This window comes from Tessaracoccus sp. SD287, assembly GCF_017355265.1.
In the GTDB taxonomy this organism is placed as follows: domain Bacteria; phylum Actinomycetota; class Actinomycetes; order Propionibacteriales; family Propionibacteriaceae; genus Aestuariimicrobium.
Map to the genome: position 1 here is coordinate 131,267 of NZ_JADIJQ010000003.1, position 26,012 is coordinate 157,278.

The 26,012-nt window shown below is 69.4% G+C and carries 23 protein-coding genes; 4 read left to right on the forward strand and 19 right to left on the reverse strand.

All coding sequences use genetic code 11. The features are described from left to right. Window positions 1-11: 11 nt before the first annotated feature. The 12 genes from IPV09_RS02405 to hisI all read right to left on the reverse strand — a co-directional run bounded on the left by IPV09_RS02405 (window position 12) and on the right by hisI (window position 15,357). Window positions 12-1,982, reverse strand: a complete 1,971-nt coding sequence (locus IPV09_RS02405) for an OPT family oligopeptide transporter (RefSeq protein ID WP_370590188.1) — start codon at window positions 1,980-1,982, stop codon at window positions 12-14. 80 nt (window positions 1,983-2,062) lie between these two features. Beyond that, window positions 2,063-3,529 carry a glutamate synthase subunit beta gene (locus IPV09_RS02410; protein WP_207473416.1) on the reverse strand — a complete coding sequence of 489 codons (1,467 nt, stop codon included), beginning with the start codon at window positions 3,527-3,529 and terminating at the stop codon, window positions 2,063-2,065. Further along, window positions 3,522-8,045 carry a glutamate synthase large subunit gene (gene gltB, locus IPV09_RS02415; RefSeq protein ID WP_207473417.1) on the reverse strand — a complete coding sequence of 1,508 codons (4,524 nt, stop codon included), beginning with the start codon at window positions 8,043-8,045 and terminating at the stop codon, window positions 3,522-3,524. Before gltB ends, IPV09_RS02410 begins: the two co-directional genes overlap by 8 nt. Window positions 8,046-8,320: 275 nt before the next feature. After that, window positions 8,321-9,214, reverse strand: coding sequence for a prolipoprotein diacylglyceryl transferase (lgt, locus tag IPV09_RS02420; RefSeq protein ID WP_207473418.1), 894 nt, complete (start codon window positions 9,212-9,214; stop codon window positions 8,321-8,323). Window positions 9,215-9,229: 15 nt separating this feature from the next. Beyond that, complete coding sequence (locus tag IPV09_RS02425) at window positions 9,230-9,895, reverse strand: SCO family protein (RefSeq protein ID WP_207473420.1); 666 nt, start codon at window positions 9,893-9,895, stop codon at window positions 9,230-9,232. Then, on the reverse strand, window positions 9,888-10,703 hold the full coding sequence (gene trpA / locus IPV09_RS02430) for a tryptophan synthase subunit alpha (protein WP_207473468.1): 816 nt from the start codon (window positions 10,701-10,703) through the stop codon (window positions 9,888-9,890). Before trpA ends, IPV09_RS02425 begins: the two co-directional genes overlap by 8 nt. A gap of 5 nt (window positions 10,704-10,708) precedes the next feature. Further along, window positions 10,709-11,953 (reverse strand): tryptophan synthase subunit beta, encoded by a 1,245-nt coding sequence (gene trpB / locus IPV09_RS02435; RefSeq protein ID WP_207473422.1) that lies wholly within the window; start codon window positions 11,951-11,953, stop codon window positions 10,709-10,711. Further along, window positions 11,950-12,735, reverse strand: a complete 786-nt coding sequence (trpC, locus tag IPV09_RS02440) for an indole-3-glycerol phosphate synthase TrpC (RefSeq protein ID WP_207473424.1) — start codon at window positions 12,733-12,735, stop codon at window positions 11,950-11,952. The genes trpB and trpC overlap by 4 nt, the downstream gene beginning before the upstream one ends. A 3-nt stretch (window positions 12,736-12,738) precedes the next feature. Further along, the gene (locus IPV09_RS02445) at window positions 12,739-13,002 is read right to left on the reverse strand and encodes an HGxxPAAW family protein (protein ID WP_242681120.1); all 264 of its coding nucleotides are present in this window, start codon (window positions 13,000-13,002) and stop codon (window positions 12,739-12,741) included. Between the two features lie 38 nt (window positions 13,003-13,040). Continuing rightward, window positions 13,041-13,484 carry a Trp biosynthesis-associated membrane protein gene (locus IPV09_RS02450; protein ID WP_207473426.1) on the reverse strand — a complete coding sequence of 148 codons (444 nt, stop codon included), beginning with the start codon at window positions 13,482-13,484 and terminating at the stop codon, window positions 13,041-13,043. Continuing rightward, window positions 13,481-15,001: an anthranilate synthase component I gene (locus IPV09_RS02455; RefSeq protein ID WP_207473428.1), complete on the reverse strand. Its 1,521-nt coding sequence runs from the start codon at window positions 14,999-15,001 to the stop codon at window positions 13,481-13,483. Before IPV09_RS02455 ends, IPV09_RS02450 begins: the two co-directional genes overlap by 4 nt. Next, on the reverse strand, window positions 14,998-15,357 hold the full coding sequence (hisI, locus tag IPV09_RS02460) for a phosphoribosyl-AMP cyclohydrolase (RefSeq protein WP_207473430.1): 360 nt from the start codon (window positions 15,355-15,357) through the stop codon (window positions 14,998-15,000). Before hisI ends, IPV09_RS02455 begins: the two co-directional genes overlap by 4 nt. A gap of 70 nt (window positions 15,358-15,427) precedes the next feature. Here hisI and IPV09_RS02465 point away from each other — a divergent pair, with 70 nt between their 5' ends. Then, window positions 15,428-15,868, forward strand: a complete 441-nt coding sequence (locus tag IPV09_RS02465; RefSeq protein WP_207473432.1) for an SRPBCC family protein — start codon at window positions 15,428-15,430, stop codon at window positions 15,866-15,868. Between the two features lie 4 nt (window positions 15,869-15,872). Here IPV09_RS02465 and IPV09_RS02470 read toward each other — a convergent pair whose 3' ends face one another. The 3 genes from IPV09_RS02470 to IPV09_RS14390 are packed head-to-tail and all read right to left on the reverse strand — an operon-like array spanning window position 15,873 to window position 19,563. Next, entirely contained in the window at window positions 15,873-17,516 is a 1,644-nt protein-coding gene (locus IPV09_RS02470; RefSeq protein ID WP_207473434.1) for an NAD(P)/FAD-dependent oxidoreductase, read from the reverse strand. A 26-nt stretch (window positions 17,517-17,542) separates the two neighbouring features. Beyond that, window positions 17,543-19,165 carry a cation acetate symporter gene (locus IPV09_RS02475; protein ID WP_207473436.1) on the reverse strand — a complete coding sequence of 541 codons (1,623 nt, stop codon included), beginning with the start codon at window positions 19,163-19,165 and terminating at the stop codon, window positions 17,543-17,545. After that, window positions 19,162-19,563 carry a DUF485 domain-containing protein gene (locus IPV09_RS14390; RefSeq protein ID WP_207473438.1) on the reverse strand — a complete coding sequence of 134 codons (402 nt, stop codon included), beginning with the start codon at window positions 19,561-19,563 and terminating at the stop codon, window positions 19,162-19,164. The genes IPV09_RS02475 and IPV09_RS14390 overlap by 4 nt, the downstream gene beginning before the upstream one ends. Before the next feature lie 167 nt (window positions 19,564-19,730). Between IPV09_RS14390 and IPV09_RS02485 the strand changes: the two genes are divergently transcribed. Beyond that, complete coding sequence (locus IPV09_RS02485; protein WP_207473439.1) at window positions 19,731-20,375, forward strand: TIGR03085 family metal-binding protein; 645 nt, start codon at window positions 19,731-19,733, stop codon at window positions 20,373-20,375. On the opposite strand, the gene gatB is transcribed toward IPV09_RS02485, so the two are convergent. Genes gatB through gatC form a run of 3 tightly spaced genes read right to left on the reverse strand, consistent with a single transcriptional unit; the run spans window position 20,356 to window position 23,655 of the window. Then, entirely contained in the window at window positions 20,356-21,846 is a 1,491-nt protein-coding gene (gene gatB, locus IPV09_RS02490; RefSeq protein ID WP_207473440.1) for an Asp-tRNA(Asn)/Glu-tRNA(Gln) amidotransferase subunit GatB, read from the reverse strand. The two genes, IPV09_RS02485 and gatB, sit on opposite strands and share 20 nt — an antisense overlap. Window position 21,847: 1 nt before the next feature. Continuing rightward, a complete protein-coding gene (gene gatA, locus IPV09_RS02495; RefSeq protein ID WP_207473442.1) occupies window positions 21,848-23,359 on the reverse strand; it encodes an Asp-tRNA(Asn)/Glu-tRNA(Gln) amidotransferase subunit GatA in 1,512 nt (503 codons plus the stop codon). After that, on the reverse strand, window positions 23,359-23,655 hold the full coding sequence (gatC, locus tag IPV09_RS02500; protein WP_207473444.1) for an Asp-tRNA(Asn)/Glu-tRNA(Gln) amidotransferase subunit GatC: 297 nt from the start codon (window positions 23,653-23,655) through the stop codon (window positions 23,359-23,361). The genes gatA and gatC overlap by 1 nt, the downstream gene beginning before the upstream one ends. Window positions 23,656-23,799: 144 nt before the next feature. Between gatC and IPV09_RS02505 the strand changes: the two genes are divergently transcribed. After that, on the forward strand, window positions 23,800-24,417 hold the full coding sequence (locus IPV09_RS02505; RefSeq protein WP_207473447.1) for an ACT domain-containing protein: 618 nt from the start codon (window positions 23,800-23,802) through the stop codon (window positions 24,415-24,417). A 32-nt stretch (window positions 24,418-24,449) separates the two neighbouring features. Here IPV09_RS02505 and IPV09_RS02510 read toward each other — a convergent pair whose 3' ends face one another. Next, complete coding sequence (locus tag IPV09_RS02510) at window positions 24,450-24,653, reverse strand: hypothetical protein (RefSeq protein WP_207473449.1); 204 nt, start codon at window positions 24,651-24,653, stop codon at window positions 24,450-24,452. A gap of 742 nt (window positions 24,654-25,395) precedes the next feature. Between IPV09_RS02510 and IPV09_RS02515 the strand changes: the two genes are divergently transcribed. Then, window positions 25,396-26,012 (forward strand): DUF222 domain-containing protein (locus tag IPV09_RS02515; protein ID WP_207473451.1); only part of this gene is annotated, 617 nt, incomplete at its 3' end.

Here is a 26,012-nt window from a genome sequence, read left to right on the forward strand (position 1 = left end):
GGGCGGCAGCCTCAGTCCTCGGCCGCCATCGACGTGCGCTGCGTGCGCCGGTAGAGCCAGCCGATGATGGCAGCGAAGGCGATCACACCGATCCAGGTGGCGGCACCGGTGAAGGAATCGGGTGCCACTGCCAACGGGGCGTCCTTGCCGGTGGCGGCAATGATGCCGGCACCGAGCACCCCGAACAGGCTCTCGCCGACGATCAGGCCGGTGGCCAAGAGGGTTCCGAGCCGCTTGGCCGACTCGGGGTTCTGCCGCCGGTCAGCCCAGCGGTTGTAGAGCAGTCCGAGCAGCGCCCCCAGCGGAATGATCAGGGTCAGGTCGATCGGCAGGTACATGCCCATGCCCACCGCCAGCGGCGGCAGCGACAACCTTCCGGTCCGGCGGATGAGGACCTCGTCGGCAATGATGACCCCGACCCCGATCAGGGCCCCGAGCCCCAACAGGTTCCAGTTCAGGTCGCCGCCCAGCACGCCGGTGGCCAGCGACGAGATCAGCGAGGCCTGGGGCGCGGCAAGCGCGTTCTCCCCGGCGCCTGGGGCGCCCGCGAAACCGAAGCCGGTGTTCATCACCTGCAGCACGGGCGGGATGATCACCGAACCGAAGGCGACACCGATGACCAGCGCGATCTGTTGCTTCCACGGGGTGGCGCCGACCAGTTGGCCGGTCTTGAGGTCCTGCAGGTTGTCATTGGAGATCGTCGCCACCCCGAACACGACCGCCGAGGTGAACAGCGTGTAGGCCACCAGCGCCGGCACCTGGCTGGCGTCCGAACTGGGGTGGACGACCTTGATCAGGATGGCGGCGGTGATGACCACCAGGATCCCGACCCCCGAGATCGGGCTGTTGGAGGAGCCGATCAGGCCGGCCATGTAGCCGCAGACCGAGGCCACCGCCAGACCCACCAGCAGGACGTAGAGGATGCTGATCACCACCAGTCCGGTGGAGTTGTGGGCCAGCGGGGTGTCCTGGACGAACAGCCACAGCAGCACCCCGATCGGCGCCATCGAGGCCAGGGTGATGCCGGCGACCAGTTTCATGGACAGGTCACGTTCGGTGCGAGGCACCTGCTCCCCGGCCTCACGGGCACGGCTGGAGGCCAGCGCCGCGGTGATGCCGCGCACGATGGGGCCGCTGATCTTCACCAACGTCCAGACGGCGGCGATGGCCATGGTGCCGGCACCGACGAAGCGCACATCCGACCCGAACACCGCGCCGACGGCATCACCGATGCCGCCGCTGGCGGGCAGGTCGCCGCGGGTCATCACCGGCAGCAGCACTCCGTAGGCGATCAGCAGGCCCACGATCATGGCGATGCCGACGGTGATCCCGACCAGGTGGCCGACCCCGATCAGTGCCAGCGACAGGCTCGCCCCGAACAGCGTCCCGCCGGATCCCACCCGGAAGGCCGTCGACAGGGTGTTGCTGGCCACCTTCATGGCCGCGAGCAGCGAGAACCCGGCCGAGGCCAGGCCACCGGCAATGATGACGTGCAGCCCGCGCCGGTTCTCCTCGGCACCCCCGGAGGAGTCGCCGACCTTGAGGACCTCGGCCGCGGCCACACCCTCGGGGTAGGGCAGGGTCGAGCCCGTCACCAGGGCCCGCCGCAGCGGGATCGAGTAGGTCACCCCCAGGATGCCGCCGATGAGGCAGACCAGGGTGGTGGTCCAGTACGGGAAGCCACTCCACCAGCCGATGATGATCAGGCCGGGCAGCACGAAGATGATCGCCGACAGGGTGCCTGCCGCCGAGGCGATCGTCTGGACGATGTTGTTCTCGGTGATGGTGTGATTCTTGAAGTAGCGCAGGATCGCCATCGAGATCACAGCAGCCGGGATGGACGTGGCGAAGGTGAGCCCCACCTTGAGCCCGAGGTAGACGTTCGCCGCGGTGAAGACCAGGGTGATCAGGCCGCCCAGGATGACGCTGCGGACGGTCAGTTCCCTGATCGCTGATGACTTCTGCACGACGGTTGTGGACACGCAACTACCACCTCGGTATGGACAATGAACCCACCGATTCCACGCCCGCGGCGGCGCCGGTGTCAAACCGGTACCGACGCTCAGGCCATCAGCTGCCGTTCGTGGGGGCCGATCGGGCGCGGCAGCACCGAGGAGCCCATCAGGTACTCATCGACCCCCCGGGCCGCGGAGCGTCCCTCGGCAATGGCCCAGACGATCAGCGACTGGCCGCGTCCGGCGTCGCCGCAGACGAAGACGCCGGGCACATTGGTGGCATAGGAGTCGTCGCGGGAAATGTTGCCGCGGGCGTCCACCTCGACCCCCAACTGGTCGACGACCGAGTCGGTCTCCGGCCCGGTGAATCCCATGGCCAGCAGCACCAGGTCGGCCGGGATCACGCGCTCGGAGCCCTCGACGGGCACGAAGCTGCCCTGCTCGAAGGTGACCTCGCTGAGCCGCAGCGAGGTGACCTGGCCGTCCTCGTTGCCGAGGAACTCGCTGGTCGAGACGGCATACATCCGCTCGCCGCCCTCCTCGTGGGCCGAGCTCACCCGCAGGATCATCGGGTAGGTCGGCCACGGCTGGTGCTCGGGCCGGTCGTCCGGCGGGGTCGGCAGGATCTCCAGCTGGGTGATCGAGGCCGCGCCCTGGCGGATGGAGGTGCCCAGGCAGTCGGCACCCGTGTCGCCGCCACCAATGATCACCACGTGCTTGTCCTTGGCGGTGATCTGGTTCTCGACGTCCTCGCCGAGGGCCGCCCGGTTGGCCTGGGGCAGGAACTCCATGGCCTGGTGGATGCCGCCCAGTTCCCGGCCGGGGACGGGCAGGTCGCGCGGCCTGGTCGAGCCGATGGCCAGCACCACGGCGTCGAAGCGCTCGAGCAGGTCCTCCCCGGTCAGGTCGGTGCCGATATTGGTGCTGGGACGAAAGACGGTCCCCTCGAGGGTCATCTGCTTCAGGCGGCGGTCGACCACCGACTTCTCCATCTTGAACTCGGGGATGCCGTAGCGCAGCAGGCCACCGATGGCGTCGGCGCGTTCGTAGACGACCACGGTGTGGCCGGTGCGGGTCAGCTGCTGGGCGGCGGCCAGACCGGCCGGGCCCGATCCGATCACCGCCACCGTCTTCAGCGAGTGCCACTCGGGCTGCTGGGGGGTGACGCGGCGGTCGTCCCAGGCCTTGTCGATGATGGCCACCTCGACGTTCTTGATGGTGACCGGGTCACCGACCAGGCCGACCACGCAGGCGGTCTCGCAGGGGGCCGGGCACAGCCGTCCGGTGAACTCGGGGAAGTTGTTGGTCGCGTGCAGCCGATCGGCGGCAGGCACCCAGTCGTCGCGCCAGACCAGGTCGTTCCACTCGGGAATCAGGTTACCCAGCGGGCACCCGGTGTGGCAGAACGGAATGCCGCAGTCCATGCAGCGCCCGGCCTGCTGGCTGATGATGGGCAGCAGGGCGCGGCCCGGTCCACCGGGGTAGACCTCGTTCCAGTCGTTGATGCGTTCGCCGACGGGACGACGCGGCGCCACCTCGCGCGGGGTGGTCATGAATCCACGGGGATCAGCCATGAGCGGCCTCCATCATCAGGTTGGTGGTCTGTGCGGCGTCCAGGCCCAGGGCCGTGGCCTCCGCCTCGGCGGCCTTCACCTTGGCGTAGTCACGCGGCAGGACCTTGGTGAAACGGGCGCCCAGAGCGTCGCGTCCGGCCTGCAGCAGGCCGCGGGCGACGTCCGAGTCGGTGTGGTCGAGGTGGCGCTGCAGCAGGTCGGTGATGCGGTCGAGGTCGACCTCGGTCAGGTCCACCGGGTCGACCATCTCGGTGTTGAGTCGTTCGACCGACAGGTCCAGCACCCACGCCACTCCACCGGACATGCCGGCGGCGAAGTTGCGTCCGGTGGGCCCCAGGATCAGCGCCTCACCGCCGGTCATGTACTCACAGCCGTGGTCCCCGACGCCCTCGACCACGGCGGTGGCGCCGGAGTTGCGGACGCAGAAGCGCTCACCGACGACACCACGCAGGTAGATCTCGCCGGAGGTGGCGCCGTAGCCAATGACGTTGCCGGCCACGATCTGCTGGGAGGCCTCGAAGGCCGCACCCGCCGGCGGGGTGACCACGATGATGCCGCCGCACAGGCCCTTGCCGACGTAGTCATTGGAGTCACCGACCAGCTTCATGGTGACCCCGCGCGGCAGGAATGCACCGAAGCTCTGGCCGCCGGTGCCGGTCAGGGTGAGGCTGATGGTGTGGTCGTCGAATCCCTCGCCGCGGGTGGCCTTGGTGACCTCGTGGCCGAGGATGGTGCCGGTGGTCCGGTCGACATTGCGGATGGTGAAGCTGGCCTCGACCTTGTCCCCGCGGTCCAGGGCGGGGCGGGCTGCCTCGACCAGGGCGACGTCGAGCTTCTGGTCCAGCCCGTGGTCCTGGCCCACGGTGTGGTGGCGGGGGGTGCCGGCGGGCACGTCGACCAGGTGCAGGATCGGGGAGAGGTCCAGACCCCTGGCCTTCCAGTGGTCGACGGCGGGCCGGGCGTCCAGGGCCTCGACCTGGCCGACGGCCTCCTCGAGCGTGCGGAAGCCCAACCGGGCCAGGATTTCGCGGACCTCCTCGGCGACGAACATGAAGAAGTTCACGACGTGTTCGGCGCGACCGTGGAAGTGCTCGCGCAGCTTGGGGTTCTGGGTGGCGATGCCGACCGGGCAGGTGTCCTTGTGGCAGACGCGCATCATGATGCAGCCCGAGACGACCAGGGGTGCGGTGGCGAACCCGAACTCCTCGGCACCCAGCAGCGCGGCGATGACGACGTCGCGTCCGGTCTTGAGCTGGCCGTCGGCCTGGACGACGATGCGGTCGCGCAGTCCGTTCAGCAGCAACGTCTGCTGGGTCTCGGCCAGGCCGAGCTCCCAGGGACCACCGGCGTGCTTCAGCGAGGTCAGCGGGGCCGCGCCGGTGCCGCCGTCGTGGCCGGAGATGAGCACCACGTCGGCCTTGGCCTTGGCCACGCCCGCGGCGACCGTGCCGACGCCGACCTCGGCGACCAGCTTGACGTGCACCCGGGCGCTGGGGTTGGCGCACTTGAGGTCGTGGATGAGTTGCTTGAGGTCCTCGATGGAGTAGATGTCGTGGTGCGGCGGCGGCGAGATCAGGCCGACGCCCGGGGTCGAATGGCGGGTCGAGGCCACCCAGGGGTAGACCTTGGGGCCGGGGAGTTGGCCGCCCTCGCCGGGCTTGGCACCCTGGGCCATCTTGATCTGGATGTCGGTGGCATTGGTCAGGTAGTCGCTGGTGACGCCGAAGCGTCCCGACGCGACCTGCTTGATCGCCGAGCGGCGCTGCGGGTCGTAGAGCCGGTCGCGGTCCTCGCCGCCCTCACCGGTGTTCGACTTGGCGCCAATGCTGTTCATGGCGATGGCCAGGGTCTCGTGGGCCTCGGCCGAGATCGAGCCGTAGCTCATGGCCCCGGTCGAGAAGCGCTTGACGATCTCGCTGGCCGGCTCGACCTCGTCGATGCTGATGGGGGTGCGGTCGCCCCGGAACTGCAGCAGCGAGCGCAGCGTCATCAGTCGCCGGGAGCCCTCGTCGACCAGCGTCGAGTACTTCTTGAACACGTCGTAGCGTCCGGTGCTGGTGGCGTGCTGCAGGCGGAACACGGTCTCGGGGCTGAACAGGTGCTCCTCGCCCTCGCGGCGCCACTGGTACTCCCCGCCGGTCACCAGGGTGCGGTGCGCCAACGGGATGCCCGATTCGGGGTAGGCCACCAGGTGGCGCTTGCGCACCTCTTCGGCGATCTCGTCCAGGCCAATGCCCTCGATCCGGCTGGTGGTGCCGGTGAAGTACTCGTCCACGAAGTCCTGGGCCAGGCCGATGGCCTCGAAGACCTGCGCCCCGGTGTAGGACGCGATCGTCGAGATTCCCATCTTCGACATCACCTTCAGCACGCCCTTGCCGAGCGCCTTGCGGACATTGAGGATCGCCTTCTCGGGGGTGACGTCGACGTAGAGCTCGCGGCGGGCCAGGTCCTCGGCCGACTCGAACATCAGGTACGGGTTGACGGCGGTGGCGCCGTATCCGACCAGCAGGGCCACGTGGTGGACCTCGCGCACGTCACCGGCCTCGACGACCAGCCCGACCAGGTTGCGGGTCTTCTCGCGGACCAGGTGGTGGTGCAGGGCCGAGGTGAGCAGCAGCGAGGGAATCGGTGCCAGTTCCGAGGTCGAGTGGCGATCCGACAGCACGATGGTGCGGGCACCGTCGGCAATCGCGGCCGTGACCTCGTCGCGGATGGCGGCGAGGCGTTCGGCCAGGGCCGCTCCCCCGCCGTCGACCGGGAAGAGACCGCTGACGACGTGGCTGGCGAACTCGGGCAGGTCGCCGTCCTGGTTGATGCGGATGATCTTGGCCAGGCCGTCGGAATCGAGGATCGGGTAGTCGATGGTCAGCTGGCGACACGACTCGGGGGTGCCCACCAGCATGTTGGTCCGCGGCCCGATGGTGGCGATCAGGCTTGTCACCAGCTCCTCGCGGATCGCGTCCAGCGGCGGGTTGGTGACCTGGGCGAACAGTTCGGTGAAGTAGTCGAAGACCAGCTTGGGTCGCTGGCTGAGCACCGCGATGGGGGTGTCGGTGCCCATTGAGCCGATGGGTTCGACACCGCCCTGGGCCATGGGGGCGACGATCAGGCTGAGCTCCTCGTCGGTGTAGCCGAACAGCTGCTGGCGACGGGTGACCGAGGCGTGGGAGTGGACGATGTGGGTGCGTTCGGGCAGGTCGGAGAGCTTGAGTCGGCCGGCATCCAGCCACTGCTGGTAGGGCTTGGCGGCGGCGAGTTCGGACTTGACCTCCTCGTCGCTGACGATGCGCTGCTGTTCCAGGTCGACCAGGAACATCTTGCCGGGCTGCAGGCGGCCCTTCTGGACGACCGTGGCCTGGTCCAGGGGCAGCACGCCGGCCTCGGAGGCGAAGACGACCAGGCCGTCGTCGGTGACCCAGTAGCGGGCCGGACGCAGCCCGTTGCGGTCGAGCACGCCACCGATGACGGTGCCGTCGGTGAAGGTCATGCAGGCAGGCCCGTCCCAGGGCTCCATGATCGAGGAGTGGAACTGGTAGAAGGCACGCCGGGCCGGGTCCATCTCGGTGTGGTTCTCCCAGGCCTCGGGAATCATCATCAGCACGGCGTGCGGCAGTGAGCGTCCACCCAGGTGCAGCAGTTCGAGCACCTCGTCGAAGGAGGCCGAGTCGGAGGCGTCGGGGGTGCAGATCGGGAACAACCGCTCGAGGTCGCCGGGGATGCGGTTGGAGCGCAGCTGGGCCTCGCGCGAGCGCATCCAGTTGCGGTTGCCGCGCACGGTGTTGATCTCGCCGTTGTGGGCGATCATCCGGTACGGGTGGGACAGTTCCCAGGCGGGGAAGGTGTTGGTCGAGAAGCGGGAGTGCACCAGCGCCAGGGCAGAGGCCATCCGCGGGTCGAGCAGCTCGGGGTAGACCTCTTCGAGCTGGTCGGTGGTCAGCATGCCCTTGTAGACCAGGGTCCGCGCGCTCAACGAGGCGAAGTAGATGTCGTGCTCGCGCTGGGCACGGTTGCGCAGGGCGTAGGTCTGCCGGTCGAGGTGGATGCCCTGGACCCCGGTCTCGGCGCTGACGAACAGCTGGGCCATGTGCGGCATGGCGCCCAGCGAGATCGGGCTGAGGGTGCCGGTCTCGACGGGGACCTCGCGCCAGCCGTGGACGACCAGGTCCTCCTCGACGGCCAGCGACTCGATCTTGTGGACGGCATGCTGTCGGGCACGCTCATCGGTGGGCAGGAAGGCCATGCCGACGGCGTAGTGGCCCACCTCGGGCAGGTCGAAGTCGACGGCCTCGCGCAAGAAGGCGTCGGGCACCTGGAGCAGGATGCCGGCGCCGTCGCCGGCGGCCGTGTCGGCGCCGGTGGCGCCGCGGTGGTCGAGGTTGCGCAGCGCCTCCAGGCCCTGGGCCACGATCTGGTGGCTTGCCTGACCGCTGAGCTGTGCCACGAAGGCCACGCCACAGGCGTCGTGCTCGTAGGCAGGATCGTAGAGTCCCTGCTTCGCGTGATGAGCAAACACCATGACTACCTCCGTCATTCTCACGCGGTCCGTGGACGCGCGCTGTCAGTCACGGGGTGGCCGGGGCCGCACCCGGACCCCATTGTTGTTCCGTGCTCCGCAACGAAACACGAGGTTGGGGTGGCGCGGCAACAACCATCCAGAATCTGGAAGGGGGTGTTACAGGCATGTTTCACGCCCGGAATACGCCGGAATCAGGCGCAGGCCAGCGGGTTTCGGACATCCTGTCGGGCCGACGCCGTCACGGGCCCGTCACATGATTGTTACCTCGGAAGCGCTTACCGCCCCTCGGGCGTGGTCTCCTCGACCGGCTCGTCGGCCGCTGCCGCGTCGTCCGCGTCGGGTGCCACGGGCGGGAAGGGCGTCTCGACGCGGCCGGGACGGTACTTGGTCAGCAGCGCGAAGCCGAGCACGCCGAGCACGCACAGCATCAGGGCGATGAAGCCGTTGATGCGCATGCCGAGCACCAGGTTGGCGGGGTCCAGGCGCAGCTGCTCCATCAGGACGCGTCCGGCCCCGTACCAGGCGACGTAGAGCATGAAGACCCGCCCGTTGCCGAGCCGGAATCGACGCTCGGCCCACAGGAGCACGCCGACCCCACCGAAGTTCCAGAGCATCTCGTAGAGGAAGGTGGGGTGGAAGGTCTCGTAGGCCCGGAGGTCGCGTGGACGGTGGGCGGCATCGATCTGCAGTCCCCACGGCAGGTCGGTGGGCTTGCCGAAGAGTTCCTGGTTGAACCAGTTGCCCAGCCGGCCGATGCCCTGGGCCAGCAGGATGCCGGGGGCGAAGACGTCGGCCATGGTCGGGAAGCTGAAGTGGTGGCGGCGGCAGAACAGCAGCACCACCCCGGCGCCGAAGATGACCCCGCCGATGATGCCGAGCCCGCCCTCCCAGATCTTGAGGGCGTCGAGGGGGTCACGGCCCGGGCCGAAGTAGTCCTGCCAGCGGGTCAGCACGTGGTAGACGCGGGCACCGAGGATGCCGGCGAGGACCGCGGCGACGACCATGGTCTCCATCAGTTCGGACTGCCCACCGCGGGCGACGAATCGTCGGCGCACGAGTGACCAGGCCACGAAGATGCCGAGCAGGATGCACAGCGCGTAGAAGTGGATGGTCAGCGGCCCGATGCTGAAGCTGCTGATCGAGGGGCTGGGGATGTCCAACGGGATCATCGGGGATTCCTTCGGTCAGGCTGGCTGCGCGGCGACGAGGGTGGCGAGGTCTTCCTTGTAGTCGCCGATGGAGGTGCCCTGGGTCCACAGCACCTGCGCCGTGCGGTCGGCGCCGAAGCCGTAGACCTGGGTGCCGTGCTCGATCTCGTAGCCACCGCTGGGCAGTTGGGCGGTCTGCTCCATGGTGATGCCGAGCGACATCCCGGCCTGCCGGATGACCTCCAGGTCACCGGTGAGCCCCACGAAGCTCGGGTCAATGCGTTCGAGGTACTTCTTCAGCACCTCGGGGGTGTCGCGGGCCGGGTCGGTGGACACCAGCACCACGGTGGTGGCCGCGCTGACCTGGTCGCCGGCGCGTTGGCGGGCGCTGGCCAGGTCGGCCAGGATGCCGGGGCAGATGTCGGGGCAGTGGGTGTAGCCGAAGAAGAGCAGCACCACGGGGGTGGTGACATCGGCGGCCAGGGCGAAGGGGGCACCGGTGGTGTCGGTCAGGGTGATGTCGGGCAGCGGCGGGCCACCGGTGACCTGGGTACCGGCCAGGTAGCCACCGGGGCGCTCCCCCACCTTCGCGGCGGGTCCGTCCTGGTCGGGGCTGGTGCCGCAGCCGGCCAGCGCCACGGCCGCGACGCCGCCACCGAGTCCGGCGAACAGTCCCCGGCGGGTCAACCGGCGATCAGCCACGTCGGCGCACTCCGGCAGCCAGGTCCTCGGTCACCTCACGCAGCCGGGTGAGGTCGTCGGACCCGATGCGCTCGTTCTCGATCAGGCAGTTCACCAGCGCCGAGCCGACGATGGCGCCGTCGGCGTAGCGGCAGACCTCGGCGGCCTGGTCGCCGTTGCTGACGCCCAGACCGATGCCCAACGGCAGGTCGGTGACCAGGCGGGCGCGGGCGACCAGGGCCTCGGCGGCCCCGGAGGCCTCGTCGCGAACCCCCGTCACGCCCATGACCGAGGTGGTGTAGACCCAGCCCCGGGACGCGTCGGTGGTCATCCTGAGTCGTTCGTCGGTGGACGAGGGGGCGATCAGGAAGATTCGGTCCAGGCCGTACTTCTCCGAGGCCTCCATCCAGTCCTGGGCCTCGTCGGGCACCAGGTCGGGGGTGATCAGTCCGGAGCCGCCGGCATTGGCCAGGTCACGGGCGTAGGCGTCGACACCGTAGGCGTCGACCAGCGCCCAGTAGGTCATCACGACGGCGGGGGTGCCGAAGCTGCGCACCGCCTCGACGGCCTTCATCGTGTCGCTGGTGCGTACGCCCCGTTCGAGGGCCCGGGTGCCGGCGTGCTGGATGGTGACCCCGTCCATCATCGGGTCGCTGTAGGGGGCCCCGATCTCGACCAGGTCGACGCCCCGGCCCTGGGAGCCCTCGCAGATGGCCCGCATGGCGTCGATCGAGCCGGGCACCGACGGGTAGCCGACGGGCAGGTAGCCGACCAGGGCGCCGCGCCCCTCGGCCCGGGCCTGCTGGTAGGCCTGGCCCGAACTCGTCACGTCAGTCATGCCAGTTCGCCCTTCACTTCGTCGGGGGTGCCGTCCAGCCCGAACCACTTCAGGGCGGTGGGCACGTCCTTGTCTCCTCGTCCCGAGACGCAGACCAGGATGGTGGGCTGCTTGCCCTCGGCGGTCAGTTCCAGGGCCCGGCGGCGGGCGCCGGCCAGACCGTGGGCGGACTCGATGGCAGGCATGATGCCCTCGGTGCGGGTCAGCAGCGACAGGGCCTCCATGGCCTCGGCGTCGGTGACCGGCTGGTACTCGGCGCGTCCGGTGTGCGCCAACCACGAGTGCTCGGGGCCGACACCCGGGTAGTCGAGGCCGGCGGAGATGGAGTGGGACTCGACGGTCTGCCCGTCGGTGTCCTGCAGCACGTAGGTCCGGGCCCCGTGCAGGACGCCGACGTGGCCGGCGCTGATCGGGGCCGCGTGGCGTCCGGTCTGGATGCCGTCGCCGCCGGCCTCGAAGCCCCACAGGGCCACGTCCGGGTCGGGGATGAAGTCGGCGAAGCTGCCCATGGCGTTGGAACCGCCGCCGACGCAGGCCGCCACCGCGTCGGGCAGTTGGCCGAACTGGTCGAGCATCTGGGCCCTGGCCTCGGTCGAGATGACGCGCTGGAACTCGCGGACGATTTCGGGGAAAGGAGCCGGACCACCCACGGTGCCGATCAGGTAGTGGGTGGTGTCCACGGTGCTGACCCAGTCGCGCATGGCCTCGTTCATGGCGTCCTTGAGGGTCTGGCTGCCGGAGGCGACCGCGACCACCTCGGCGCCCAGCAGCTGCATCCGGGCCACGTTCAGGGCCTGGCGCTCGGTGTCGACGCGGCCCATGTAGATCTTGCACTCCAGCCCGAGCAGGGCGGCGGCGGTGGCCGTGGCGACGCCGTGCTGGCCGGCGCCGGTCTCGGCGATGACGCGGGTCTTGCCCATCCGCTTGGTGAGCAGCGCCTGGCCGAGCACATTGTTGATCTTGTGGCTGCCGGTGTGGTTCAGGTCCTCACGCTTGAGCAGGATCCGCGCGTCGCCGCAGTACTGCGAGAAGCGGTGCGCCTCGGTGATCGGGGTCGGACGGCCGGAGTAGTTCTTGCGCAGGGCGTCCAGCTCGGCCTGGAACGCCGGATCTGCCATCGCGGCCCGGAACTCGCGTTCGAGTTCGGCCAGCGCGGCCTGCAGCGCCTCGGGCACGTACTTGCCTCCGAAGATGCCAAAGTGTCCGCGGGCATCGGGCTGGAACTGGTCGTGGTCACTCACGAGGCAATGCTCCTCAACAGGGCCTGGACGGCCGTGGTCGGTTCGGGGTGGCGGACGAGGGTCTCGCCCACGAGCAGCACGTCGGCGCCCTCGCCGTGCAGGCGGGCGGCGTCCTCGGGGCCCATCACGCCGGACTCCGCGATCTTGATGCAGTCGTCGGGCAGCAGGGCGACGAGCTGGGAGAACTGGGCCAGGTCGACGTCGAGGGTCTGCAGGTTGCGGTTGTTGACGCCGATCACCTCGGCGCCCAGGTCGACGGCGCGGCGTGCCTCCTCGGCGGTGTGCACCTCGACCAGGGGCACCATGCCGAGCGCCACCGTCAGGTCGTGCAGGCGACGCAGCTCGGCGTCGTCGAGTGCGGCCACGATCAGCAGCGCCAGGTCGGCACCGTGGGCGCGGGCCTCGACCAACTGGTAGTCGGTGACGATGAACTCCTTGCGCAGCACCGGCACCTCGACCCGGGCGCGCACGGCGTCCAGGTCTGTCAGGCTGCCCCCGAAGCGGCGCTTCTCGGTCAGGACGCTGATGGCTGCCGCCCCGCCGCTGGCATAGGCGGCGGCAAGTTCGGCGGGGTCGGCGATCTCGGCCAGGTCGCCCTTGGACGGGCTCTTGCGCTTGACCTCGGCGATCACGGCCAGTCCGGGCGCGCGGAAGGCCGGCCGTGGGTCCCTCGGTGCGGGAGCATCGGCCAGGGTCTGCTCCAGGTCCGTGATGCTGGTGTGGGCCATCCGCTCCTCGAGGTCGATGCGCACCCCCACGATGATGTCGTCAAGTACTCCCACGGATCAGCCGTGCCCCAGGCCCATGGCCTTGAGGATGTGCGTGACGATGATCGAGCCGGCGACCAGGGCGGCACCGATGTAGATCAGCAGCCAGGCGGGGCCGAGCACGGCGCCGATGCCGGCGACCAGGAATCCCAGGGCGGCCATGATCACACCGGTCCAGATGGCCGGGCTCTGGCTGTGGTGGTAGTAGCGAACGGTCTTGCCGTTCACATGCGCCTCGGTGGTCACCTCGAATGATTCGAGGTGCGGGTCCTTGTGTTCCATGGTGTGTCCTTCCTCGCGCCGTGGGGGCTCGGTCCAGCCTATCGCGCTTGCCCCGTGCCCTCGTCCGATTCCAGCTGGGGTGCCCCGGGCTCCTCGGTGGGGTCGTGGCCCTCGTCCATGGCCTTCCACACCTCCAGCGGTGGCGCGTCGGCGCTGACGGCCCGACCGCCCGGTTCGAACCGGGACCGGCTGCTGGGCCAGGCGCCGGCGGTTGCCACGATGAGCACGCCGCCGACCAGCCCCAGCACCGCGCCGAGGACGCCGAGCGGGTTGAGGGGGCTCAGGTCCAGCGTGAGCCAGCCCGCCAGCAGGCTGACCAGCACGATCAGCACACCGAGGATCCGTTTGCCACCGTTGCCCAGCACGAACAGCACCACCGCCCCGGCCACGATCGCCCAGCCGATCGGGTTGTCGCCGAACGCGCCACAACTGATGCCGCCCAGGGCGGCCAGCAGGGGCCCGTACCAGCGCAGCCGGCTCACAGGTCGGCCACCTGGTGGGCGCGCCAGACGGCGGTGAGCGCCGCCATCGCCTTGTGCTGGCACTCCTGGTCCTCGGTGAGCGGGTCGGAGTCGGCGACGATGCCGGCACCGGCCTGGACGTAGGCGGTGCCGTCCTTGACCAGTGCGGTGCGGATCGCGATCGCGACCTCGGCATTGCCCGCGAAGTCGAAGTAGCCGACCACTCCCCCGTAGACGCCGCGGCGGGTCTTCTCCAGCCGGTCAATGATCTGCATGGCACGCACCTTGGGTGCGCCCGACAGGGTCCCGGCGGGGAAGCAGGCCAGGAGTGCACCCAGGCTGGAGTGGCCCTCGGCGAGTCGTCCGGTCACCTCGGCCTCCAGGTGCATCACGTGGGAGTAGCGGTGCACCTGCATGAACTCGGTGACCTCGACGGTGCCCGGCACGCAGACCCGTCCCAGGTCATTGCGGCCCAGGTCGACCAGCATGACGTGCTCGGCCCGTTCCTTCGGGTCGGCCTTGAGCTCACGTTCCAGGGCCAGGTCCTGTTGGGGGGTGGCGCCCCGGGGACGGGTGCCGGCGATGGGTCGGGTGGTGGCCCGGCCGTCGCGGACGGTCACCAGCGCCTCGGGGCTGGCCGAGACGATGGCGAAGCCCGGCAGTCTCATCAGGAACAGGTAGGGGCTCGGGTTGGTCATCCGCAGTTCGCGGTAGACGGTCAGCGGGTCGGCGCTGCAGGGCAGCTCGAAGCGCTGGCTGGGCACCACCTGGAAGACCTCACCGACGCGGATCTGCTCGACGGCCTCGCGCACCATCTGCTGGAACTCCTCGCTGCTGCGCTGGCGAGTGATGTGCCCGGCCAGTTCCTCGGCCGAGATGGCGGGGCCGCGGCGGGCGACCATGGACTGGTGCGGTTGGCGCAGGGTGGCCGCCATCGCCTCCACCCGGGCGACGGCGTCGTCATAGGCCTGTTCGGCGCGGTTGGCGGTGGCGTCCAGGTTGATGGCATTGGCGACCAGCCACAGCTCGGCCCGGTGGTGGTCGAACACGGCCATGTCGCTGGCCATCATCAACAACAGCTCGGGCACCTGCAGGTCGTCCACGGTGGTGTCGGGGAGTTTCTCCAGGCGGCGCACCACGTCGTAGCCGAGGTAGCCGACCAGTCCGGAGGTGAGCGGTGGCAGGTCAGGATCGGCCGGGGTGTGGAAGGCCGTCAGCATCTGCTCGGCGACCGTCAGCGGGTCGCCTTCGGCGTCGATGCCCTCGGGGACGGTGCCCAGCCAGGCGGCGCGGCCGTCCTTCTCGTAGAGGGTGGAGCCGGCGTTGACGCCGATGAACGACCACCGCGACCAGGCGCCCGCCTCCGCCGACTCCAGCAGGAAGGTCAGTTCCCGCTCGCCGCACAGACGCTGGTAGAGGCCGACCGGGGTCTGGTCGTCGGCGATGATCCGGGCGTGGACGGCGATGACCCGACACGACGGGTCACCGGCGCGGGCCAGGAACTCCTCGCGGGTGGGGCTGATCTGCAGCGCGCTCATCCGGCCTGCTCCTGGCGGGCCAACGGCAGCACGTCGGCGTCGAAACAGGTGGCGTCCCCGGTGTGGCAGGCGGCCCCCTGCTGCTCGACCCGGAGCAGGATGGTGTCCCCGTCGCAGTCCAGGCGCACCTCACGGACCCGCTGGGTGTGGCCCGAGGTGGCGCCCTTGACCCAGATCTCGTCACGGCTGCGCGACCAGTAGGTGGCCAGACCGGTGGTCAGCGTCAGGTGCAGCGCCTCGTCATTCATCCATGCCTGCATCAGCACGGCCGAGGTCTCGACGTCCTGGGCGATGGCGGCGACCAGCCCGGCGTCATTGCGCTTGAGGCGGGCGGCGATGGTGGGGTCAAGGGACATGGGTTTGAGTCTATGGGCAATCTCGGTGACGCTCCCCCGCCGCTGGCCGGGCTGTGGTGTGATGACCTGCATGGAACCTCTGGAACGGCACACATCGGCGTCGGTCGACCAGGTCTGGCAGGTCCTGGCGGACGGCTGGACCTATCCGCTGTGGGTCGTCGGCGCGTCGCGGATGCGCGCGGTCTCGGCAAACTGGCCCGAGGTCGGCGCCAAGCTGCACCACTCGGCCGGGGTCTGGCCGGCGTTGCTGGACGACGAGACGACCGTCGAGGCATGCGAACACCGGCGCCGGCTGCGGCTGGTGCCCAAGGGGCGCCCGCTGGGCTCGGCCGTGGTGGAGATCACGCTGGCCGAGCACGGGGACGGTGCCACCATTCGGATCTCCGAGGACGTGATCAGTGGTCCGGCCAAGCTGGTGCCCGAGCGGGTGCGCCAGGCCGGGGTGCTGGCGCGCAATCGCGAGACGCTGCACCGACTGGCCCTGCTGGCCGAGCGACGCACCAGCCCCTGACCCCTCAGCCGAGCGCAGGGGGCTGGGCGTACAGACCGTGCAGGCCCGCCAGCCGCAGCTGACGCACCGGTCGCCCCCACCAGCGTTGCTCCCGCAGCGCGGCCCGGGCCGCCAGGTAGCCCGCGCCGCCGTGGACGCCGCCCCCGGGGTGGGTGGCTGCCGAGGCGAGGTACAGGCCGTCCACGTGCGTGCCGGGCCCGCCGAGTCCGGTGGCCGGACGCCAGATGGCCTGCTGGAACAGTTGCATGGTGCCGCCACCGACCGCCCCCATGCCGAGGTTGTCATCGGCGGCCGCCAGGTCGGCCGGGTACTGCTCCCAGCGATCGATCACCAGGTCGCGCCAGCCGGGAGCGAAGCCGTCCAGCATCTGCTCGGTCCGCGCGGCGACCTGGTCGGCGGTCCGGCGATCGGCTCGATCGCGCGGGGCGTGGGTGTAGAGCCACAGGGCCTCGTGCCCGGCCGGGGACCGGGAGGCGTCGATGGTGCTCAGCTGCCCGACCAGGGCGAACGCGTCCCGGGGAACCACCCCGGCCTCCAGGTCGGCGCTCCACCGACCCAGGCCGGCCGCGTCCAGGCCGGCGTGCACGACCCCGGCCCCGCGGGCCAGCCGGGCGGTCCACGGCAACGGCGCCGACAGGCGGTAGTTGAGCTTGATGGTGGGCAGGTCCCAGGCGAAGCGCTCCAGCCGGGCGGCCAGCCCTGCGGGCACGGCGCTGGTCGGCAGCAGGCGGCGGTACAGGGCCGGCGCGCTGGTGTTGGCGATCACCGCCCGTCGGGCCCGGATCGCGTGTCCCGCGGCGGTGACCACGCCCTGGGCGCGGCCGGATCGTACGCCGATGTGGACGACCGCTTCCCCGGTGCGGATGCTGGCACCTGCCTGTTCGGCCCGACTGGCCAGGGCACGCGCCAGCTGGCCGCTGCCACCCCGGGGCGAGGGGAAGCCGACGTCCTGGGCGAGCATCGTCATCAACCAGCCGAACAGACCGCTGCCGGGGGCCTGCGGGGGGATGTCGGCGTGCATGGCATTGCCGGCAAACAGGTCGCGCGCCCGCTGGCCCGAGAACAGTTCCCGGGTCATCTGGTCAAGCGGCAGCAGGGCGAAGCGGACGAAGTCGAGCACCTCGGGGGCGCCCACGGCACGCAGCAGTCGCCAGGCGCTGGTGGTCGGCGGCCACTGGGTCAGCAGCGCGTCCAGCAGGGGTCCCTTGATCGACTGGTAGTGCTCGACCAGGCGCAGCCACTGGTCGGCGTCGCGGCGGTCGTCCAGGTCGGCGGCGGTCTGCTGGGGGTCGGGGTGCAGCGCTGCCCCGTGGTCGTCACCGGCGGTGCCGACGTGGGTGAGCGGACGGGGGGCGTGGCACCACTGGAGTCCGTGGTCGGACAGCTCCAGTGCCCGCAGCACCGGTGAGGCGACCGCGAGCGGGTGGCAGGCACTGAAGGTGTCCATGGTCCAGCCGTCGAGCTGGGTCGAGGCGACGGCGCCACCGACGACCTCGTTGGCCTCCAGCACCACCACGTCCCAGCCGGCATCGGCCAGGACGGCGGCGGCCACCAGGCCATGGTGGCCGCCGCCGACGACGACCGCGTCCACGGTCTCGATGGCACCGACGTGGCGTGCGGTCGTCCCCGGTCGCTGAGATGTCCTCATGGGCCAACCCTAGGACGAAAGCTGCCTCAGTGGTTGATGGCGGCTCCAGCACCGGCACCGGTCATGGAGCGAACCTCCATCTCCTTGGCCAACTCGAGGTCGCCGCGTTCCTTGCTGGTCAGGGTGCCGACGATGCCGGCCAGGAAGGCCAGCGGCACCGAGACCAGGGCCGGGTTGTCCAGGGGGAACCAGGCGAAGTCCACGTCGGCCCCCAGCATCGAGGTGCGCGACCCCGAAATGGCCGGGGAGAAGACGATCAGGACCACCGAGCCGACCAGTCCGGTGTAGATCGACCAGACCGAACCGCGGGTGTTGAAGCGGCGCCAGTACAGGGTGAACAGGATCGAGGGCAGGTTCGCCGAGGCGGCCACGGCGAAGGCCAGCGAGATCAGGAAGGCGATGTTCTGCCCGTTGGCGGCAATGCCGCCCAGGATGGCGAGCACGCCGATCACCACGGAGGTGATCCGGGCGACCTTGATCTCGGTCTCGGGGTTGGCCTTTCCGCCCTTGAGGATCTCGTTGTAGACGTCGTGGGCGAACGAGGCCGAGGCAGTGATGGTCAGACCGGCCACCACGGCCAGGATGGTGGCGAAGGCGACACCCGAGATGATGCCCATGAAGACCTCACCGCCCAGGTTCAGGGCCAGCAGCGGTGCGGCGGCGTTGGCTCCGCCGGGGGCAGCCAGGATCGCCTTCTGGCCGACCAGCTTCGCGGCACCCATGCCGAGCACCAGGGTCAGCAGGAAGAAGACGCCGACCAGGATGATTGCCCACACTGCCGAACGGCGCGCTTCCTTGGCGGTGGGGACGGTGTAGAAGCGCATCAGCACGTGGGGCAGGCCGGACGGGCCGGCGATCAGGGCCAGCGACAGGGAGATGAAGGACAGCTTGGTCCAGTCGGTGGCGCCGTACTTCACCATGGGTTCGAGCAGGTCCTTGCCGGTGCCGGTGGCCGGGTCGAGGCCCGCCGACTGGGCGGCGAGCAGCAGGCTGTTGAGGTTGAATCCCTCGCCCTTGAGGACCAGGAAGCTCATCACCGCGGCGCCGGTGATCAGCAGCACCGCCTTGATCATCTGCACCCAGGTGGTGCCCTTCATGCCGCCGATGAGGACGTAGACGACCATCAACACGCCCACCAGGGCGATCACCAGCGACTGCATGCCCTTGTCCGAGACACCGAGCAGCAGGGCCACCAGACCCCCGGCGCCGGCCATCTGGGCGAGCAGGTAGAGGAAGGAGATGACCAGCGTGGAGGTGGCGGCGGCGGTGCGGATGGGCTTCTGCTTCATCCGGAAGCTGAGCACGTCGGCCATGGTGAACTTGCCGGTGTTGCGCATCCGTTCGGCGACCAGGTAGAGGGCCACCAGCAGGGCGACGAAGAAGCCGACCGAGTAGAGCAGGCCGTCGTAGCCGGACAGGGCGATGGCGCCAGTCACGCCCAGGAAGGCTGCCGCCGACAGGTAGTCGCCGGTAATGGCCACGCCGTTCTGGCGTCCGCTGAAGGAGCCGCCGCCGGTGTAGAAGTCGGTGGCCTTGGTCTTGCGGCGGCTCACCCAGATGACGATGCCCAGGGTCGCGACCACGAACAGGGCGAAGACGCCAATGTTGATGGCGGTGTTGCCGTACTGGCTTTCGAGTGCGGTGATCATGCGGCACCTCCCTCGAGGGTGGCCTTCAGGGCGTCGGAGCGGGGGTCGATCTTCTTGTCGGTGAACCGGACGTAGATGCTGGTCCAGACCCAGACGATGGCGAACTGCGCCAGGCCCAGGACGATGCCCAGGTTGGTGCCGCGCAGGCCCAGGAACGGCTGGCGCATGAAGTCGACGGCGTAGACCGAGGCGATCACGTAGCTGAAGTAGGCGATGAGCGCGGCAATCGTCATCGAGAAGGCGAAGGTGACGAAGGTCGAGCGCAGGGACTTGTACTCGAGGGAGTCGGCCACCGCGATGAAGTCGGCGGGGGTGGCCTCGCGGCGGGGGCACTCGTCGGTGATGTCGGCGACGGTGGTGGGCGTGGGATGTGAGGGCAGGGCCTGTGCGTGCGTCACGTGCGCGCTCCTTGGGTTCGGCCGGGGACAACGTTGTCGTCCGGCGCTTGTGAATCCAGTATCAAACGAAGAGTGTCTTAACGTCAAGACAGATCTCTCGATATCAAGATGAGATTTGTCACACAGTTCCGGACCCATCGCTTGGCGCACTGCCCTAGGTTGGGGCCATGACCACCTTCGCCCAGTCGGAGCGAGCCCTGCTCGCGGACCTGTTCGACGACCTCGGCCCCCAGGCACCCACGCTGTGCGACGGCTGGACCACCGGCGACCTGGCCGCCCACCTGGTCGTGCGCGAGTCCGACCCCGTGGGGGCCGTGGGGATCGGGATCAATCGGCTCGAGGGATTCACCCGCAAGCGGATGGATGCCGTCCTGGCCCAGGGCTCGTGGACCCAGGTGGTGGAACGCGTGCGCCGCGGCAGCCGGGTCGTCGGCGCGGTTCCCGGTCTGGACACCGCCATGAACAGCGCCGAGTTCTTCATCCATCACGAGGACGTGCGCCGCGCCGGTGCGACGCCCGCCGAGCCGCGGCTGCTGCTGGTCGACCACGAGCGGTTGCTGTGGCGTCAGGTGGCAGTCCAGGCACGGCTGCTGCTGCGCAAGGCCCCCACCGGTGTGGTGGTCGAGAACGCGCTCGACCCCGAGGAGCCGCTGCGGGTCAAGGCTGGTTCACGCACGGTGACGCTGGTCGGCAAGCCCTCGGAGATCCTGCTGTGGCTGTCGGGACGTCGCGGGGTGGCCGACGTGGACATCATCGGCGACCCCGGCGACGTTCAGGACGAGTTCTGGGCGGTCACGCCAGCTTCTGGATGATGAGCTCGCGCACTCGTGCGGCGTCCGCCTGACCCTTCATCTGCTGCATCACGGCACCGATGAGGGCACCGGCGGCCTGCACCTTGCCACCGCGGATCTTGTCCGCGACCCCCGGGTTGGCGGCAATGGCGGCGTCGACGGCGGCCGACAGCGCCCCGTCGTCGGAGACCACGGCCAGACCTCGGGCCGCGACCACCTCGGCGGGCTCCCCCTCACCGGCAATGACGCCGTCGATGACCTGGCGGGCCAGCTTGTCATTGATGGTGCCCTCGTCGACCAGTGCCTGCAGGGCGGCGACCTGGGCGGGGGTGATGCCCACCGCGGCCAGCTCGACACCGGCCTCGTTGGCGCGGCGGACCAGGTCACCGACCCACCACTTGCGGGCCGACTGCGGGCTGGCACCGGCCTGCACGGTGGCGTCGATGACGTCGACGGCGTCGGCCCCCAGCACGTCGCGCAGTTCGAGGTCACTGTAACCCCACTCGGCGACCAGGCGGCGCATCCGTTCGGCGGGGGGCTCGGGCAGGGTGGCCCGCAACTCCTCGACCCATTGGCTGGACGGGGCGATCGGCACCAGGTCGGGCTCGGGGAAGTAGCGGTAGTCCTCGGCGGTCTCCTTGGAGCGTCCCGGTGCCGTCTCGCCAATCGTCTCCTGCCAGTGCCGGGTCTCCTGCTTGATGACCCCACCGGCGGCCAGGATCGCGCCCTGACGGCACATCTCGTGGCGCACCGCACCCTCGACCGACTTCAGCGAGTTCACGTTCTTGGTCTCGGTGCGGGTGCCGAACTCGGTCGCGTCCTTGGCCATCAGCGACAGGTTGGCGTCGCAGCGCAGCGACCCCTGCTCCATCCTGACGTCGGAGACGTCCAGTGCGCGCAGGATGTCGCGCAGCGCGGCCACGTAGGCGCGGGCCACCTGGGGTGCCTTCTCGCCGACGCCGACGATGGGCTTGGTGACGATCTCGACCAGGGGCACCCCGGCGCGGTTGAAGTCGAGCAGTGAGTAGTCGGCACCCGAGATGCGTCCGGTGGCACCGCCCATGTGCAGCGACTTGCCGGTGTCCTCCTCCATGTGGGCCCGTTCGACCTCGATCCGGAAGGTCTCGCCGTCCACCTCGACCTCGACCCAGCCGTTGTAGGCGATGGGCTCGTCGTACTGGCTGATCTGGTAGTCCTTGGGCATGTCCGGGTAGAAGTAGTTCTTCCGCGCCATCCGGCACCAGCTGGCGATCTCGCAGTTGAGTGCCAGACCGATCCGGATGGCGGACTCGACGGCCTTGCCGTTGATGACCGGCAGGGCGCCGGGCAGGCCCAGGCAGACCGGGCAGGTCTGGCTGTTGGGTTCGCCGCCGAAGTCGGTGGGGCAGCCGCAGAACATCTTCGAGGCGGTGTTGAGCTCGACGTGGACCTCAAGACCCATCACCGGGTCGAAGCGTTCCAGGACCTCGTCGTAGTCCATGATCTGGCTCATCTCATGCCTCCGACTTCTGCAGGAACGGGATCTGGCTGGTGAACGGTGCGCCCCAGGCGTCGAGTTGGGCGCGCTCGAGCGCCGCGCCGACGGTGTAGAGGCGCTCGTCGGCCATGGCCGGGGCCATCACCTGGAAGCCGACCGGCAGGCCGTCCTCGGGGGCGATGCCGGCGGGGAAGCTGGCGGCGGGCACACCGGCCAGGTTGGCCGGAATGGTGCACAGGTCGGCCCGGTACATGGCCAGCGGGTCGTCGATGCGCTCCCCCAGCTTGAAGGCGGTGGTGGGCGTCGACGGCGAGACCAGGACGTCGACCTGCTCGAAGGCGGCCTGGAAGTCGCGGCTGATCAGGGTGCGCACCTTTTGTGCCGACCCGTAGTAGGCGTCGTAGTAGCCGCTGGACAGGGCGTAGGTGCCAATGATGATGCGGCGCTTGACCTCGGCGCCGAAGCCCTGGCCGCGCGAGAGCCGCATCACCTCCTCGGTGGAGTTGGCGCCGTCGTCGCCGACGCGCAGCCCGTAGCGCATGGCGTCGTAGCGGGCCAGGTTCGAGGACACCTCGGCGGGCATGATCAGGTAGTAGGTGGCCAGGGCGTGCACGAAGTGCGGGCAGCTGACCTCGACCACCTCGGCACCGGCGGCCTGCAGCAGGGCGACCGATTCAGCGAAGCGCTGCTCGACCCCCGGTGCGTAGCCCTCGCCGCTGAACTCCTTGACGACGCCAATGCGCATGCCCCGGACGTCGGGGTTGCGGGCGGCCGCGACCACTGGCGGCACCGGCGCGTTGATGGAGGTGGAGTCCATCGGGTCGTAGCCGCCGATGATGGCGTGCAGCAGCGCGGTGTCCTCGACGGTGCGGGCGCAGGGGCCGGGCTGGTCGAGGGAGCTCGCCATGGCGATGATCCCGTAGCGCGAGGCGCCGCCATAGGTGGGCTTCACCCCGACGGTGCCGGTGACCGAGGCGGGCTGGCGGATCGAGCCGCCGGTGTCGGTGCCGATGGCCAACGGCGCCTGGAAGGCAGCCAGGGCCGCCGACGAGCCACCGCCGGAGCCGCCGGGGATCCTGTCCAGGTCCCACGGGTTGTGGGTGGCGCCGAAGGCCGAGGTCTCGGTCGAGGAGCCCATGGCGAACTCGTCCAGGTTGGTCTTGCCCAGGATCACCAGGTCATTGCTGACCAGCTTGTTGACAACGGTCGACGAGTAGGGCGGAATCCAGCCCTCCAGCATCTTGGACGAGGCGGTGGTCGGCAGCCCTTCGTAGCAGAGCAGGTCCTTGACGGCGATCGGCACCCCGGCCAGGGGTGAGAGCGGTTCCCCGGCGGCACGCTTGGCGTCGACGCGGGACGCGGTGTCCAGGGCGCGCTGTTCGTCCAGCGCCAAAAAGGCATTCACGTCGCCGTCAATGTCGTGGATGCGGTCCAGGTGGGCCTGGGTGATTTCGACGGAGCTCTGCTCGCCGGTGGCGATGCGACGGGCCAGTTCGGCAGCGGTCGCGGTGAGGATGTCGTGGGTCATCAGTCCTCCTGGTCCAGGATGCGGGGGACGCGGAAACGGTCGTCCTCGCTGGCGGGGGCTGCTGCCAGGGCGTGGGCAGCGCCGAGAGTGGGACGCACCTCGTCGGCGCGGAAGACGTTGGTCAACGGCAGGGCATGTGACTGCGGCTCAATGTCGTCGCCGGCGAGTCCGGCGACGCTGGCGACGGACTCAAGGATGACGTCGAGCTGCGGGGCGAGTGCCACCTGCTCGTCGTCGGTCAACTCGATGCGGGCCAGGGCGGCCAGCCGGGCGACATCTTCAGGGCTCAGGGCCACAGTGCTCTCCTGCAATGGTCGGGGTTCCAGCCCATCCTAGGGCCCCGGCGAGAACGGGCCGGCCCCCACCACGGGGCGGGGACGAAACACGATCGGCACCCGCCGGTAACCGGGCGGTGGCCGCGGCCGTGAAAGGATGAGCCTGTGCTACTACTTCGTGTCCGCCTTCCCGACCGACCAGGCTCCCTGGGTGCAGTGGCGACCGCCATGGGCACCGCCGGAGCCGACATCGCCGCCATCGAGATCGTCGAGAAGGGGCCCGGCTTCGCCATCAACGACTTCATGCTGACGATGCCGCCAGATGCCCTGCCTGACACCCTGATCTCCGCCTGCGCCAGTCTTGAGGATGTCCGGGTGCTGTGGCTGTCGCGCTACCCGGAGAACTGGGGGCTGGCCTCGGACATCGACACGCTGAACCGGATGACCGCCGAGCCCGGTCAGGCACTGCACATCCTGGTCGAGGCGGTTCCCACGGTATTCCACTCCCAGTGGGCACTGATCCTGGACGCGGATCGTCACGTGGTGTGCTCTTCGGGGCTGGCACCGGAGCTTGACCGACCTGCATGTGAGCTGTTCGCTCCGTTCCACCAGGCCCACACCGTCGAACAGCCCGAGGGCTGGTTGCCGGGCTGGGGTGAGACGTGGGTGGCGGTGACGCCGATGCCCGGGGAGCACGCGCTGGTGGTGGGTCGCCAGGGCGGCCCGGAGTTCCTCGAGTCCGAGGTGCGTCGACTGCAGCACCTGGCCGCGCTGGCCCAGTAGGCAGCCGTCGCCAGGAGGCGCCGGGCGGTGGCTCAGCCGCCGGTGAGGGCCTTGTAGAAGTAGTACCCGAGCCCGAAGAGTGCCGCGACTGCCACCAGCAGCGCCAGCGAGGCCCAGATCCGCATCCGCTTCTTCGCCGCGGTGGTGGGCACCATCTGCGGACCCCACTCGCCCACCTTGGGCTGGACCCGCGTCGGGGCCGATCCATTCAGGTTCAGGTTGGTGAAGATGCGCACGCCGTCACTGTACTCGGCGGGTGGGGTCGAGAACCCGCCGAAGACCTGGCGCGGGCCGCAGTTGGTCCCTCGGCATTCGCTCACACGATCGCCACCAGGGCTGGCCGAGCTCCGAGTCCCCTTCGACCCACCGCCGAGCCTCGGATCCCCTCGGATGCCGGCTATGCGGTTCGTCCCCTTGGGTGTCTTTCACACTTCCGAGAGTTGTGTCACAGAACATGGGTGTTATGTCTCAGGACATCGGTAATGAATCTTCATCAGCACATTAGTGACACTTCGGGCGTCCCGGGTGGTGACACTTGGGCAAGGCTCTGGCGGTGTCTCCAATGAATCCATCGACGACCGTGACCGTCGCGATCTCTGAACAACCGTCGCCGACCTCGAGGGCGAAGTCTCGACCGAACACACTCCCCCTGACCAGGGTTCACCTACGTCGGTAACGGCAGACTCCGCGGAAGAGGCTCCAAACAATCCAACACCGTCACCGAAGATCTGATGGACCAACTGTCACCGATGTCCTGAGACATCACATTCTTCGTGGCCGTGGTTCCGAGCGAAAAAGATCGAGGAATTGCACACCAAGCCTTGTCAATGGGACACACGCATGAGAGAATAGTACATAGGTTCGAGTCGACGGTGATTCGGACATGGTTCAAGCAGAGGCGGGGTGGTCCGAATGGGATCCAGCGCAGCACGTACCACTGGTCACCAGCCAGGTAACACTGGTCAGCAGCCCAGTGGAATGCGATCAAGTGGTGCGAGTTTCAGTGCGGCGGGGGCGCGGCAGAAGCTGGCCGAGCTGAATGCGGCGTTCGAGGCGAAGAAGCGTGCCGAGGCCGACCAGTTCCGCTGTTTCGCGGAGTTCGCCGACCAGTACCGCTACGTCCCCGATGATGGGCCGGTGCTGTCCGGGACGGAGCGGTTGATGCAGTGGGGCGGGGACGGGACCCCGGGGGTGGCTGAGTTCTGCACCCTGGAGGTGGCGGCGGCGTTGCGGTTGTCGGAGGAGAAGGTCCGCGTCGAGATCGGTCTGGCCCTGGCGGTGCGGCACCGGCTACCCCAGCTCTGGGCGCGGGTGATGGCTGGTGGGCTGCGGGTGTGGCAGGCGTGCGAGGTGGCATCGGTCACCCACAGGATGTCCTACTACCAAGCGTTGGACCTGGATGAGGAGATCGACGTGCTGGTCGAGTCGATGGCGTTCACCCGGCTGTTGGAGTTGGTCAAGGCCCGCGTCATGGACACCCTGCGCGAGGAATCCGAGGATGACCACGCGGCCCAGCTCGCGCGGCGGCGGGTGGAGTTCGGCGAGTCCTGCCTGGGGGTGACCGACATGACCGCCGTGGTGGGGGCGGTGGACGC